General features: G+C 74.9%; 9 protein-coding genes. 5 read left to right on the top strand and 4 right to left on the bottom strand.

Annotated elements, in window-relative coordinates:
- Positions 1-175: 175 nt before the first annotated feature.
- Both QM641_RS04595 and QM641_RS04590 read right to left on the bottom strand, forming a co-directional pair.
- The gene (locus tag QM641_RS04595; RefSeq protein WP_415113917.1) at positions 176-463 is read right to left on the bottom strand and encodes a hypothetical protein; all 288 of its coding nucleotides are present in this window, start codon (positions 461-463) and stop codon (positions 176-178) included.
- A gap of 8 nt (positions 464-471) precedes the next feature.
- Positions 472-696, bottom strand: a complete 225-nt coding sequence (locus QM641_RS04590) for a DUF3107 domain-containing protein (RefSeq protein ID WP_415113915.1) — start codon at positions 694-696, stop codon at positions 472-474.
- Positions 697-826: 130 nt separating this feature from the next.
- Between QM641_RS04590 and QM641_RS04585 the strand changes: the two genes are divergently transcribed.
- The gene (locus tag QM641_RS04585; protein WP_415113913.1) at positions 827-4,000 is read left to right on the top strand and encodes an ATP-dependent helicase; all 3,174 of its coding nucleotides are present in this window, start codon (positions 827-829) and stop codon (positions 3,998-4,000) included.
- Positions 3,997-7,296 (top strand): UvrD-helicase domain-containing protein, encoded by a 3,300-nt coding sequence (locus QM641_RS04580; RefSeq protein ID WP_415113911.1) that lies wholly within the window; start codon positions 3,997-3,999, stop codon positions 7,294-7,296. The genes QM641_RS04585 and QM641_RS04580 overlap by 4 nt, the downstream gene beginning before the upstream one ends.
- A gap of 30 nt (positions 7,297-7,326) precedes the next feature.
- Here the strand turns inward: QM641_RS04580 and QM641_RS04575 are convergent, their stop codons facing one another.
- Positions 7,327-8,532, bottom strand: coding sequence for a phosphotransferase (locus QM641_RS04575; protein ID WP_415113909.1), 1,206 nt, complete (start codon positions 8,530-8,532; stop codon positions 7,327-7,329).
- Between the two features lie 65 nt (positions 8,533-8,597).
- On the opposite strand from QM641_RS04575, the gene nudC reads away from it, so the two are divergent.
- Entirely contained in the window at positions 8,598-9,503 is a 906-nt protein-coding gene (gene nudC / locus QM641_RS04570) for an NAD(+) diphosphatase (protein ID WP_415113907.1), read from the top strand.
- The gene (locus tag QM641_RS04565; protein WP_415113905.1) at positions 9,500-11,263 is read left to right on the top strand and encodes an ATP-dependent helicase; all 1,764 of its coding nucleotides are present in this window, start codon (positions 9,500-9,502) and stop codon (positions 11,261-11,263) included. The genes nudC and QM641_RS04565 overlap by 4 nt, the downstream gene beginning before the upstream one ends.
- An 807-nt stretch (positions 11,264-12,070) precedes the next feature.
- Here QM641_RS04565 and QM641_RS04560 read toward each other — a convergent pair.
- The gene (locus tag QM641_RS04560; RefSeq protein WP_415113903.1) at positions 12,071-13,453 is read right to left on the bottom strand and encodes a zinc-dependent metalloprotease; all 1,383 of its coding nucleotides are present in this window, start codon (positions 13,451-13,453) and stop codon (positions 12,071-12,073) included.
- 125 nt (positions 13,454-13,578) lie between these two features.
- Here QM641_RS04560 and QM641_RS04555 point away from each other — a divergent pair, with 125 nt between their 5' ends.
- Entirely contained in the window at positions 13,579-14,703 is a 1,125-nt protein-coding gene (locus tag QM641_RS04555; protein ID WP_415113901.1) for a PDZ domain-containing protein, read from the top strand.
- Positions 14,704-14,717: the final 14 nt, after the last annotated feature.

Here is a 14,717-nt window from a genome sequence, read left to right as displayed (position 1 = left end):
CCACCCATCAGCCGCTGCCCCCACCACACCGTCACCAACCTCGCTGCATAGAACACCTAGGCAGCGGAGACCCTCAACATGCCGCTTGGGGTGCGCGAGACCTCGCGTTTGCAACGGTTTTCGACGAAAACCGTTGCAAACAAGAGGTCTCGCGAGGCCGGATTGCGGCCAGGCGTCAGACCAGGCCCAGCCGGGCGCGCTCGCGCTCGTCATGGGCGGCGCGCACGCGCCGGAGCATCAGGATCAGCGGTGCGACCAGCAGCGGCGCGGCGAACGACGCCAGCCAGATCCATGGCTCCAGCGTGGTGGCGCCGGTCCAGGTCATCGCCAGCCACACCGCCGCGCCGATGAGCGCGCCGAGGACCGGGCCCAGCGCCGCGCCGCGCGTGTCGCGGCCGGCCATCAGAAAGTGCAGCAGGGCGCCCACGGCGGCGCCCACGAGGTAGGCGAGCAGGATCTCCACGCGGCGCCTCAGGCGACGAAGCCGATGCGGCGCGACTCCTCGGTGCCGATCTCGACGAACGCGATGCCCGCCGTCGGCACGATGTAGGAGTTGCCCTTCGCGTCGGCGAAGGCGACCGAGGCGGCGCCGGAGTCGAGCGCCGTCGTGACCGCGGTGCGGACGGACTCGGCGGACTCGGCGGACTCGAAGCTGAGCTCGCGGCCGGTGTTGGCGATGCCGATGCGGATCTCCACGGATGACTGCCTCTCCCGCCCGGCCTCCCGGGCGCCCTTCGACTCTACGACACGCCGGAGCGGGTCGGGTGCGCCCGCAGCGCCGACCCGCGCGGCGGGCGTGTCGGAGCCGGCGGCTAGCGTGGACCGCATGGATCGACCCGCGCGCCCCGCCGTGAAGCGCGCGCCGGAGATCGTGCTGGACGGTGCGCAAGAGGCTGTGTGCGCGCTGCCCGTCGAGGCATCCGGCGCGGTGGTGGGGGCCCCCGGCACGGGAAAGACGGCGACGATCGTGGCCCGCGTGGCGCGGCTGGTCGCGGCCGGCGTCGACCCGGGTGCGCTGGTGGTGGTCACTCCCACGCGGCAGTCGGCGACGGCGCTGCGCGACCGGCTCGCGCTGGCGGTCGGGGTCGCCACCGGGGGCCCGTTGGCGCGGTCGCTCGCCGCCGTGGCGTTCCAGATCGTACGCGCGGCGTGCGTGCACGCGGGTGCCGAGCCGCCGCAGCTGCTGACCGGTCCCGACGAGGACCAGCTCGTGCGCGACCTGCTCGACGGGGATGCCGAGGACGAGGCATCCGGCCCATCCCGGTGGCCTGCGGCGGTGTCTGCGGCCGTGCGCGCCACGCGCGGGTTCCGGGCGGAGGTACGCGCGTTCCTCGCCGAGTGCACGAGTCTGGGGATCGACCCCGACCGGCTCGCCGAGCTGGCCCGGGAGCGGGGCGTGCCGGTGTGGGGGGCGCTCGCGTCGTTCGCCAGCGAGTACCACCGGGTGCGCGACGGGATGCGCGGGGCGCATCGCGACGCGGCGGGTCTCGTGCGCGAGGCCGCGGGTCTCGTGCGCAGGCTCCCGTCCGGTTCGCCCGGACTCGGCGGCGTCGACCGGCTGCGGGCGATCCTCGTCGACGATGCGCAGGAGCTGACCCTCGGGGGCGTGGAACTGCTGGAGGCGTGCCGCGCACGCGGCATCGCGGTGCTCGCGTTCGGCGACCCCGACGTCGGGTCGGGGGCGTTCCGCGGTGCGACGCCGGAGAACTTCGCGCGGCTGACGCGAGGGATGCCGCTGCACGTGCTCAGGCGCGTGCACCGCGGCACGCCCGCGCAGCACGACCTCGTGGCTGCGGTGACCGCGCACATCGGCGCGGTCGGCGTCGTCGCGCACCGGCGGAGGCCCTCGGGGGCGGACCCGGACGGCTCGGTGCGCGCGTTCGCGGTCCGGTCGGCGGGCGAGGAGTGCGACGTCGTCGCGCGCGTGCTGCGGGAGCGTCACGTGCACGGCGGTGTGCCGTGGTCGGAGTGCGTCGTGATCGCGCACGACTCGGCCCAGGTCGCATCCCTGGAGGCCGAGCTGGCGGCGCGCGAGGTGCCGACCCGAGCGGGAGGCGGAGGGGCGCCGCTCGGCAGCATCCCCGCGACGCGCAGCCTCTTGCGGCTCGTCGAGCTCGCCGCGACCGGCATGCCCGATCGCGCCGCAGCCGTCGACCTGCTGGAGGCGGGGGGCCTCGACGCGATCGAGTTGCGGCGCCTGCGCACCGCGCTGCGTCACGCCGAGCTGCGCTCGGGCGGTGAGCGCTCCGGCGACGAGCTGGTGGTCTCGGCGCTGACCCACCCGCTCGAGCTCGATCTGATCGATACGCGCGAGGCACGTCGAGCATCGCGCGTCGCAGGCACGATCGCGCGGCTGCGAGAGCAGCTCGCGCAGGGCGCGACCGCGCACGAGCTGCTGTGGACCGCGTGGGAAAGGTCGGGACAGGAGCGCCCCTGGGCGAGCGCGGCGGCCGGGCACGGACCGGTGGCCGAGCGCGCACGCCGCGACCTCGACGCGGTCGTGGCGCTGTTCCAGTCCGCCAAGCGGCACGGGGAGCGCACCGGAGACGGCACGGCGTTGACGTTCGTGCGCGGGGTCCTCGACTCCGACGTCGCCGAGGACCGGCTCGAGCCGGGCGTGCCCGAGCAGGTCGTGCGGGTCGTGACCCCCGCAGGCGCCCTGGGCGCGGAGTTCGACACAGTCGTTGTCGCGGGGGTGCAGGACGGCGTGTGGCCGAACCTGCGGGTGCGCGGGGGCCTGCTAGAGACCTGGCGGCTGGCCGACGAAGCGGATGCCGTGGACCGCCGGCGCGCCGCACTGCACGACGAGCTGCGGCTGTTCGCCCGGGCGGTGTCGCGGGCGCGGTCGCTGCTGGTGATCACCGCGGTGGACGATGACGACACCGGCCCCAGTGGGCTGTTCGAGTTCCTGCCCGAGCCGGCAGCGCCCTCGGGGAGCCACCCGCTGTCGCTGGAGGGGCTGGTCGCGCAGCATCGGCGGGCGCTCACCGATCCACGCTCCAGCGCGGCCGATCGTGCCGGCGCGCCCGGCCAGCTCGCACTTCTGGCCGCGGCGGGCGTGCGCGGCGCCGATCCGGGCCAGTGGTACGGCATGCGGGACTCGTCGTCGACGGCGCCGCTTCGCGACCTCGCCCGCGAGGACGTGCGGGTGTCGCCCTCGCGGCTGCACGAGCTGGAGGAGTGCGAGCTGAACTGGCTCCTGGCGGAGCTCGGTGCCGACCCGGGCAGCGGCGGGGCCGGCCTCGGCACGATCATTCATGCGGCGCTGGAGACCGCGGCGGGGGTGGACGAGGAGTCGCTGTGGCGCGTGGTCGAGGCGCGCTGGGGCGAGCTGGAGTTCGACGCGCCCTGGCGCGAGCGGGCCGAGCGCCGCCGTGCGCGCGAGCTGGTCGTCGGTCTCGCCGGCTACCTGCGCGAGTTCGCCGCGGCGGGAGGGCGACTCGTGAGCGCCGAGCCGCGGTTCGAGGTGACCCTGCCGTTCGAGGGCGAGGGCGAGGGCGAGGGCGAGGGCGAGGGCGGACGCGCTGGTGACGGCGCGTGGAAGGACGGCGATGCGGGCGCCGGCGACGGCGCCACGGACGCGCACGGCGTCGTGCTCAGCGGCACGATCGACCGCGTCGAACTCACCGCCGCGGGCACCGTGGAGATCGTCGATCTCAAGACCGGGCGGTACGAGCCGACCACCGACAGGGCCGTCGCCGACCACGCCCAGCTCGCGGCCTACCAGCTCGCGTTCGAGCGCGGCGCCATCCCCGAGGTCGCGGGGCTCCCGGCCGGGGGCGCGAAGCTGCTCGTGCTGCGGGCCGGGCGGGCGCCGGCGACGCCACGGCAGCCGCCGTTCGACGACGAGACGCGGGCGCGCTTCGTCGATCGCGTGCTGGCGGCGGCATCCGTCATGACAGGCCACGAGTTCCTCGCCCCCTACGAGGAGCACTGCCGCGACGAGCACAGTCACGCGCTGTGCCGCATCCACACCGTGGGGGCGGTGAGCTCGGCATGACGGCGCCGTCCCCGGAGGCGATCGCGGCCGCTCTCGGCCGGTTCCCCCCCACCGCCGAGCAGTCGCGCGTGATCTCCGCCCCGCTCGCCCCGGCCCTCGTGGTGGCCGGGGCCGGCAGCGGCAAGACCGAGACCATGGCCGCGCGGGTCGTGTGGCTCGTCGCGGGCGGGTTCGTACGACGCGATGAGGTGCTGGGTCTCACGTTCACACGCAAGGCCGCGGGCGAGCTCGGTGAGCGCATCCGGCAGCGGCTCGCGCGCCTGGACGAGTTCGAGCGTCGCGGGCTGGTCCCGCACCTGCCGCGGCTGCATGCGGCGGGGGAGCTCGACGTGTTCGGCGCTCTCGAGCGCGCCGGCGCGCCCGAGAGCGCCCGCCGCGCCCGACTCGACGCCCTCGCGCGCCTCGTCGGCGCCGACGGCGGCCCCGACGAGGCCTCAGACGCCCTGCTGGACCGGCCGACCGTGACCACCTACAACGCGTTCGCCGATGCGGTCGTGCGCGAGCACGCGGTGCGGGCCGGGCGCGACGCCGACGCGTCGGTGCTCAGCGAGCCGGCGGCGTGGCTGCTCATGCGGCGCGTCGTGTTCGACAGTGACGACCCGCGGCTCGACCTCCGCGACGAGGCGGTCCGTACGATCGTCGACGCCGCGCTGCGCATCGCCCGCGACAGCACCGACCACGGTGTCGACCTCGATGCGCTGGCCGCGTTCCCGGCCCGCTTCGCGGACGTGTGCGAGCGCCCGTCGGAGCGCAGGGGCGTGACCGTCTACCGGGCTGTCGCCGAGGCGGCTACGCGCGTCGGGGGGCTCGAGGTGCTCGCCTGCCTCGCCCGCGAGTACCGCGACCGCAAGCGCCGCCTCGGCGTGATCGACTTCGCCGACCAGGTCGCCGGTGCGCACGAGCTCGTGCGCGGGCACGCCGCCGTCGCCGCGGAGCTGCGCGACAGGTATCGGGTCGTGCTCCTGGACGAGTACCAGGACACCTCGGTCGCCCAGACCGAGCTGCTGGCGGCGGCCTTCGCAGGCACTGCGGTGATGGCAGTGGGCGATCCGCACCAGTCCATCTACGGCTGGCGCGGCGCGAGCGCGGGCAACCTCGACGGGTTCCCGGACGCGTTCCGTGCGGGTCTTGAATCCGGCGCGGAGAGCGAGGATGCCGCGTGTGCGCGCTACACGCTTCTGACGAGCTGGCGCAACGGCGTCGGCGTGCTGCGCGCCGCCGAGGCCGTGCTGGCGCCGTTGGCCTCCGGTCACTCCGTCGAACCGCTCCGCGCTCGACCGGACGCGCCGCAGGGGAGCGTCGAGATCGTCGTGGCCGACGATCTCGACGCCGAGGCCGACCGGGTGGCGGAGTGGTTCGCGCGCCTCCGCGCCGAGCGCGCGCAGGCCGGCGCGACCGCGACCGGGGCGATCCTGTTCCGCGGCAAGCGGCACATGGGCCGCTTCGCCGAGGCGCTGGGCCGGCGCGGCGTGCCGCATCGGGTGCTGGGCCTCGGGGGGCTCCTGTCCACGCCCGAGGTGGTCGACGTCGTGGCGGCGCTGCGCGTGCTGAGCGATCCCCGGGCCGGGTCGGCGCTGATCCGGCTCCTCGCCGGTCCGCGCTGGGCGATCGGCCTCGCCGACCTGCGCGCCCTGGGGGACCTGGCCCGCCGCATCGCTCGCCACGACGCGGCGTTGCAGCCGCTGGCCCCCGAGCTGGTCGGCCGGGGCGAGGATCGCGGCGTGCTCGTCGAGGCGCTGGAGTTCGTGCTGCGGCATCCGGCTGACCACGGCTGGCTGGCAGGGCTGACCGCACAGGGGCGCGAACGGCTGCGTGAGGCGGGCGCGGTGTTCGCGGGCCTGCGCCGCTCGGTGGGTCTGCCGATCCCTGAGCTCGTGCGCGCCATCGTCGACGAGCTGAACCTCGACATCGAGCTGGCCGCGAACGAGGCCCGCGGTCCGGTGCGCGTGGCCGGCGATCAGCTGCGCGCCTTCGTCGACGAGCTGCAGGGATTCCTCGCCACCGACGAGAGCGGGTCGCTGTCGAACCTGCTCGCGTGGCTCGACCGCGCCGAGCGGCTCGACGAGTTCGCGCCCCGCACCGAGCCGCCCGAGGACGACGTCGTGCAGCTGCTCACGATCCACGGCGCCAAGGGGCTGGAGTGGGATGCCGTCGCGATCGTGCGCTGCGTGGAGGACGAGCTTCCCGCCCGATTCGCCGACGGGCGCGGCTGGCTCGGGTTCGGCGTGCTGCCCTACGAGTTCCGCGGCGACGCGCGCTGGCTGCCCCGGCTGCGCTGGGAGCGGGCCGAGGCCCCCACCCAGCAGGACCTCAAGGCGGCGTTCGAGGACTTCGCGGGCGCCCTGCGCGACCGCCGCATCGAGGAGGAGCGGCGGCTCGCCTACGTGGCGGTGACACGCGCGCGCGAGCGGCTCTTGCTGAGCGCGGCCCCCTGGGCGGGAACGAAGCGCCCGCGACCGCCCAGCCGGTTCCTCGCGGAGATCGCCGGTGCGCTCGGGCTGCCGGCCGTCGCGGACACCGTGACGGCCGAGAACCCGTACGCGGACCGGCGGCAGACGCTGCGCTGGCCGCTGGACCCGCTCGGCGCGCGACGCGAGGTGGTGCGGGCGGCCGCCGCGGCCGTCCGGCGCGCACAGGAGGCGGCACCGGCCGAGCCGGACCGCGACCTCGAGCTGCTGCTGGCCGAGCGCGCCGCCCACAGGCCGGAGCGGCACGCGGCGGCGCCGACGCGGATCCCCGCGTCACGCTACAAGGAGTTCGCGGCCGACCTCGACGGGGCTGTGGCCGCTCTCGCCCGACCCATGCCGGAGCGTCCGTACCGGCAGACCCGGCTGGGCACGCTCTTCCACGCCTGGGTGGAGCAGCGATCGGGCCTGACCGGCGGGCGCGCCTCGCTCGACGACCCGCTGTGGCAGGGCGAGGACGATGCCGCCGGCGACGCCGAGGCGCTGGAGGGGCTGATCCGCACGTTCCTCGCGTCGGAGTGGGGGCGGTTGCAGCCGCTGGAGGTCGAGACCGAGATCGACTTCACGACGGACGACCTGCTCGGCGACGGACGGCCGCACGTGGTGATCTGCAAGCTCGACGCCGTCTACCGCCGCCATGATCGCGGCGGCCGGATCGAGATCGTGGACTGGAAGACGGGCCGCCCGCCGCGCACCGCGCGCGAACGAGAGGAGCGGATGCTGCAGCTGGAGCTGTACCGGCAGGCATACCACGCGCGTCACGGGGTGCCGTACGACCAGATCGACGTCGCGCTGTACTACGTCGCCGACGACCTCGTGCTGCGCGGCTGAATCAGGCCGCTGCCCGGGGTCGAACGGGGCTCAGGCGCTCTCGGTCCAGCGCCGCAGCGCGTTCTGGGCGGCCTGGTCGCTCTCCGCCTCGGCGGACTGCGGGGACCAGTCGGACAGCTCGATCGGCGCGGTGGAGATGTGCGCGTGCGAGGCGCGGTCGCCCGTCGGAGGCTCGCTCGGCAGCGCCGCGCTCATCGTCGCCGGATCGTAGGCGTCGGTCTGCATCGAGGTGTCCACGAGCTCGGCGGCGCTGTCGGGCACCCGGCCGAGGAGGGCGAGGGCATCGTCGACGTCGACGTCGGTGCGGGTGAACAGGGGTTCGTCGCGCACGCTCTCGTCGAGCGAGGTGAGCAGGCCTACGGCATCCGCCACCACCGATTCGGAGCCGGCGCCGTGACCGTGCACGAGCCACTTCGCGAACTCGAGCTCCGCGTACAGCCGGGCTCGGGCGGACAGCAGCGGGTCGAGGCCGCGTCCGGTGCGCGCCGCATATGCGGCGAGCACGTCGTCACGGCAGGCCGGTGCCGCCGCGGTCCAGCGCAGGTCGATCGCGGGATCGCCGACGCTGAGACCGCCCCAGGCCAGCAGCCCCGTCACGGCCGGCACGCCGTCGGTGTCGGTCAGGACGAACGAGGCGGGGTCGGCGCCGCCCAGGGTCACGGTCGTCTCGAACCGCCACAGCGGCTCGGTCGCGAGCGCCTGGCTCCACCGACGCAGCAGGCCGAAGGGCAGGTGTCCGGTGGCCTCGGCGCGATCGAGCAGCCGCTCCGCCTCGTCGCGCAGCTGGCCGCTGCTGCGCAGGGGGAGTCCGCCGTCGCGCACCACGGTGTGCGGCAGGTCGTGAATGTCGGCGATGGCCGTGGCGATCGCGGTGGCCACCCCAGGGCCGGCGGGGATGTGCGCGCCGTCGACGCGATAGCCGGTGAGCATGGTCTGCACGAGGGCGAGCGCGCCGCCGACCGAGGACTCGCCGAGCACCTCGGGGGCTTCGAAGGGGAGCACGCCGCGCACGCCCGGCGTGAGCGCGCGGAGCGCGTGCATCTCGGCGCGCAGCTCCATGTCGGCCTCGGCGTCGGTCGGGACGCGTACGACGACGCTGCGGCCGTCGTCGAGCGTGGCCACGGCGCTGTCGTAGCGCCCGGCGGCCCCTTCGGTGAGTGCGGCGACGCGCACGACGCTCACCTGCGCAAGAGCGGAGGAGACCGACGCGGCTAGAGTGAACGGTGAGCGGGCCATGTCCCCCAGGGTAGGGGGAGCGCGCCCCGCCACCACCGCGCCACGCCCGGCAAGAGAGGTCCTCGATGACGCCCCAGGAGCTCTCCCGGCCCCCGGCATCCGTCGCCGGCGCGCTGCATCGTGCGGGCGCGGAGCGCTTCGAACCGGGGCTGATCGGGCGGCTGCGCGCCGATGAGCACACGCGCGTGCTGGTCGTCCAGGACGACCGCGCCGCGTTGCAGGCCCCCGGACGACTGCGTTTCGTCGCCCCGCGCGAGGTCAGGACGAACGCGCGGTGGGCGTTCCTGGGCCGTGACGAGGCCGGGGCGGGCGTGCTCGTCGCGGCGCTGCCGTCGGACGCGACCGCCGCCGACGACGCCGGGGACTGTGTGTCGTTGCGGACGCTCGGGGCGGTGCTGCCGGCCGCCGAGGCCGACACCCTCGTGACGGCGGTGTGCCTGGCCCGGTGGCTCCACGACGCGGCGTTCTGCACCACGTGCGGCGAGCGGGCAGAGCTCGCCACGGCGGGATGGTCGCGCCTGTGCTCCGGGTGCGGACGCGAGCACTTCCCGCGCACCGACCCCGCGGTGATCGTCGCGGTGGCCAGCCGCGACGGCGAGCGGCTGCTGCTCGGCCAGAACGCGCTGTGGGCGGCCGAGGGCGGCTACTCCGCCTTCGCCGGCTTCGTCGAGGCGGGGGAAGGACTGGAGGCGGCGGTCGCGCGGGAGATCCAGGAGGAGGCGGGCGTGCAGGTGACGGACCTGCGCTATCGCGGCTCGCAGGCGTGGCCGTACCCGCGCTCGCTCATGCTCGGCTTCGAGGCGACCGCGATCGACGAGCACAACGCCCGCCCGGACGGCGAGGAGATCGTTCGGGTGCGCTGGTTCGCCCGTGCGGAGCTGGAGGACGCGCTGGCGGGCGAGGGCCCCGTGCGCCTGCCCGGGCCCTCCTCGATCGCGCACCGGCTGATCGCGGGGTGGCTGGCCGGATGACCGAGCGCGCGCTCGAAGGACTGGACGAGCGGCAGCGCGAGGCGGCGACCGCGGTGCGCGGCCCCGTGTGCGTGCTGGCCGGTGCGGGAACGGGGAAGACGCGGGTGCTGACGCGTCGCATCGCCTACGGCGTCGACACCGGGGCGTTCTCACCCGCGCGGGTCATGGCGCTGAGCTTCACGACGAAGGCGGCCGGCGAGCTGCGCGGGCGGCTGCGGGCGCTGGGCGTGCAGGGCGTGTCGGCGCGGACCTTCCACTCGGCGGCCCTGGCGCAGCTGAACTACTTCTGGCCGCAGCTGACCGGCGACAGCGCCCCCGCGCTGGTCGACAACAAGGTGCGCCTGCTGGCCCAGGCCGCCGACGAGCTGCGTCTTCCCGCCGAGGGCGCGGCGCTGCGCGACGTGGCCGCCCATATCGAGTGGCGGAAGGTCACGATGCGAGGCATCGAGGAGGCGGCGCGGGCGCGCCCGGGGGGCGTGGGCGGGTACGCACACGATGCCGTCGTCGACCTGCAGGCCCGGTACGAGCGGCTGAAGGACCAGCGTCGCCAGCTGGACTTCGAGGATGTGCTGCTGGCCTGTGCGGGCATGCTGGAGTCCGAGCCGCGGGTGGCGGCGTCGGTGCGCGAGCAGTACCGGCACTTCACCGTGGACGAGTTCCAGGACGTCTCGCCCGTGCAGCAGCGCCTGCTGGAGGTGTGGCTGGGCGATCGGCGCGACGTGTGCGTCGTGGGCGATGTCAGCCAGACCATCTACTCCTTCGCGGGGGCGGATCCCCGGCTGCTGCTCGGATTCGCCGAGCGCTACCCGGAGGCGCGCGTCGTGCGGCTGGAGGAGAACTACCGATCGGATGCCGCGGTCCTCGCCGTCGCCAACGCGCTCATGCGCGGGCGCCCGGGCGCTCTCGTGCTCGTCGCCGCCGGTCAGGCGGGAGCGGACGCCGCGGAGCCGACGGGAGCAGGAGCGGCGGATCCGGCGGGAGCGGCCGCGCCTACGGTCACCGCCTATCCGGACGACGCCGCGGAGGCCGAGGGGGTCGCCGCGTCCGTGGCGGCGCAGCTGGCGGCCGGGACCGACCCGTCCGCGGTCGCGGTGCTGTACCGCGTGAACGCGCAGTCCGCGCCGCTGCTGGCGGCCCTGGCACGGCGTGGCATCGCGGCATCGGTGCTGGGGGGCCGGCGCTTCTTCGACCTGCCCGAGGTGCGCCGGGCGATCATGGAGCTGCGCGCGGCGTCGGTGGCGCCGATGGAGACCTCGTTCCTGGCCACCGTGCGCGACATCCTCCGAAACGCAGGGCACACCGACGAGCCGCCCGCTGCCGGGGGCGCCGCCCGCGAGGTGTGGGAGGCCCGCGCGGCCGTGCTGCGCATGGCCGAGGACGCTCCGGCGGGCACGTCCCTGCGCGCCTTCAGCGATGAGCTGCTCGCGCGGGCCAAGGACCAGCACGAGCCGGCGATGCGCACCGTGACGCTGTCGACGCTGCACGCGGCCAAGGGACTGGAGTGGGACCATGTCCATCTGGTCGGGCTCGCCGAGGGCCTGCTGCCGATCTCGTTCGCCACCACGTTCGAGCAGGTCGACGAGGAACGTCGGCTCGCCTATGTCGGCATCACGCGGGCTGCGCGCACGCTGTCGGTGTCCTGGGCGCGCGCCTCAGGGGCGCGGGAGCGGCAGCCGTCGCGGTTCCTGCAGGAGATCGGCACAGGCACGCTGCGTGCGGTCGATGCACGTGCCAGGTCCGGTGGCCGCGTGCCGCGCTGATCGTCACCGAACGGGTCTGTGTGCCCGCGCCGGCCCGCAGCAGCCGCGCGGCGAGGAGGGCCCCTTCCAGGATCAGGGCCCGCTCGCTCGGCACCGCGGGTCGTCCCAGCAGCTGGGCCGCGACGAGCGGCCAGGACGGGTCGGCGTCGCTGCGATGGGCGTGCAGACAGGACAGGCAGGCGGTCCGGCCGGGTACCACCAGGGGACCTGCGGTCACCCGGTCGCCGGACAGCTCCAGGGGTATGTGCGGGATGTCCCGCGAGACCAGTCGCGCGGCCCGGCGCGGCTCGAGCAGGCGGTGGGCGACCACCACCACCGGCAGCCGGGAGTCGTCGTCGACCCAGCTGGTCGTGGTGGCCACGTCGACTCCGACGCCTTCGATGGCGGAGACGATCGCCTCGGCGTCGGTGGCGCCGAGGTCGTCTGGAAGCTCGACGCGCACGCGGCCCGGCCCGCGCGCGGCCGGTACGAGCGCGGGCCGGATGCGGTCGCGGAAGTCGGCGGCCTCGCGCGCGGTGGCGCCGTGGGCGCGGGCGAGCGGGACGAGCATCGCGTCGGGGATGCCGTCCATGAGCGCGTCGACCAGGTGCTGCTGCCACGCGGTCACGTCCTCGAGCAGGGCGACCGCGTCGGGACCGAACTGGAGGGTGGTGGTGTCGCGCCACACGGGCGGCTGGGACGGGGCGATGCGCAGCATCTGACGATTGTGCGCCTCCGAGCGCAGGCGTGGTCGCGCTGTCCACAGGGTACGGCCGGATTCGGCCCGATCGCCCGGCTGTGGAGGGATCCTCGAACCCGTCCGCCTGGTCAGACCGGCTGCGGGTCGTCCGGGCGGTCGTCCGAGCCGGACGCGGGCGCCTCGGGTGCGCTGCCGCCGGCCTCGTTGAGCAGAGCCTCCAGCGCCGCATCCAGCTCGTCCGGCTCGGGCAGCTCGCCGCGGGCTCGAGCCTGCAGGCGCGCCACGAGCCCCGCGGGGTCGTCGATGTCCTCGGCCGTCGGCATGAGGTCGGGGTAGTCCCACAGGCTGTCGCGGGCCTCGGCGCCCACGGCATCCGTCACCGCCCGCCACATCGCCGCGGCCTCGCGCAGCCGCCGCGGACGCAGCTCCAGGCCCACGAGCGATCCCATCGCCTCCTCGGCGGGACCCCCCACCGCGCGGCGCCGGCGCACGGCCTCGCCGATCTTGTCGGCGGCGGGCAGGCGTGCCGTGGCCGCCGCGGTGACCACGTCGACCCATCCCTCGATCGTGGCCAGCAGGTTCTCCAGCCGGGTGAGGGCGGCCGATTGCGCGTCGGAGCGCTGCGGGATCAGGGCGCCGCTCTCCAGCGCCCTGCGCAGCTCCTCGGGCTCGGAGGGGTCGAAGCGGGAGGCGAGCTCCTCCAGCGCGTCGGTGTCGACGTGGATGCCGCGGGCGAAGTCGGTGACCTGCGAGATCACGTGCAGGCGCAGCCAGCGGGCGTGGCGGAACAGCCGCGCGTGCGCGAGCTCGCGCGTGGCAAGGTACAGCGCCAGCTGGTCGGCGTCGACGTCGAGATCGCGACCGAAGTCGGCGAAGTTCTGCGGCAGGATCGCCGCCTCGCCGGCGGGCATGACCGGGATGCCCACGTCGCCGCCGGAGACGACCTCCTGCGACAGCCGGCCGACGACCGCGCCCAGCTGCGCGGCGAACAGCGAGCCGCCCAGCGCCCGCATCAGCCGGCCGGCGCCGGCGACGATGCCCTTCATCTCCTCGGGCGTCTGCGCGTCGATCGCCGCGGTGAGCGCGTCGGCGATCGAGGTCGCCACCGGCTCTGCGAGCTCCTGCCACACCGGCAGGGTGGCCTCGACCCACGCACCGCGCGTGAGCGTGCGCGGCGGCACGGCCAGCTCGGAGATCGCGGTCGCCTCGCTCAGCCAGAGGGCGGCGAGCGTGAAGGCCTGGTCGATGTCCTGCCGGGCGCCGGCGGTCACGCCGTGGTCGTCCTTGTTCGCCAGGTGCATCGCCTGCGTCTTCGCGGCGTTCCAGTCGATCGATCCGTCGCCGCTCATCGCCCCCTGGAGGTGTTGCATGACGGTCTGCATCATAGCCGGGTCGATGCCCAGGCTCGACAGCTGCTGCAGCCGCTCCGGGTCGATGGCGCCCTGACCGCCCAGCAGGTTGCGCAGCAGCTCCTGGAACTCGTCCTCGGGGGAGCGCTCGTCATCGGCCATGTCAGGTGCCTTTCAGCGGGGAGGAGACGTCGCGTTCTACGCTAGTCGCACGTGTTCGCCGCACGGCCGGGCTTCGTGCCAACTCGCTTACGCCGCTCGCGAACGACCGGGCGGAAGAGGTGCGCGTGGCACTGTTCGACGAGAACGTGGCGGTGGTCCCCGTCCGTCGACGGCGGATGCCGCGAACCGCGGCACGCGGCCTCTGGGCGCTCACGGTGGCGCTGGCGGCGCTGCTGGTACTCACCGTGCTGCCCACCTCGTACGTGATCGAGCGGCCCGGTCCCGTGCACGACACGCTCGGCGAGGCGACCGCGGCCGACGGCGAGGAGGTGCCCTTGATCTCCATCGAGGGGGCGCAGACCTACCCGACCGCAGGATCCCTCGACCTGCTCACCGTCGAGGTCGTGGGAAACCGCGAGCGCACGCCGTCGTGGTACGAGCTGGCGCTCGCGTGGTTCGACCCCTCCCGCGCCGTGGTGCCGATCGATGACGTCTTCCCCTCCGGGCAGAGCACCGACGAGCACAACCAGCAGAGCGCGGCGCTCATGGTCGACTCGCAGAAGGAGGCGACCGCCGCGGCCCTCGACGAGCTCGGCTACGACGTGACGCGCCTGGTGCGCGTGCACGCGCTCACCGACGACTCGCCCGCCCGCGGCGTGCTGGAGCCCGACGACGTGATCGTCGCCGCGGACGGCACCGCGGTCACCGACACCGAGACGCTGCGTGCGGCGATCGCCGCAGGAGACGGTGCGCCGGTGACCCTCGACATCGTCCGCGGGGGTGCCGCCTCGACGGTCTCCGTCACCCCGGTCGAGGCGCAGATCGACGGCGAGCTGCGGTGGGCGATCGGCGTCACGATCATGCAGGACTTCGACTTCCCGATCCAGGTGACCATTCAGCTCGATGACGTCGGCGGCCCGAGCGCGGGCATGATGTTCGCGCTCGGCATCATCGACAAGCTCACCCCCGGCGAGCTCAACGACGGGCGCGAGGTCGCCGGCACGGGCACGATCGACGCCGACGGGCAGGTCGGCCCGATCGGCGGCATCCGTCAGAAGCTCTACGGGGCCCGCGGTGCCGGTGCCGACTACTTCCTCGCACCGCAGAGCAACTGCGACGAGGTCGTCGGGCACATTCCGGAGGGCCTGCGGGTGTTCTCCGTCGACACGCTCGACGACGCGCTCACCGTGCTCACCGCGCTCCGCGACGGGGGCGACCTCGACGCGCTCCCCACGTGCGTCGCCGGGTGAGAGGCGCGGAGCCC

It is taken from the genome of Microbacterium sp., from assembly GCF_047605725.1.
Lineage (GTDB): Bacteria > Actinomycetota > Actinomycetes > Actinomycetales > Microbacteriaceae > Microbacterium.
The sequence above is the reverse complement of the archived record's forward strand: the minus strand, read 5'-3'. Positions and strand labels throughout refer to the sequence as shown.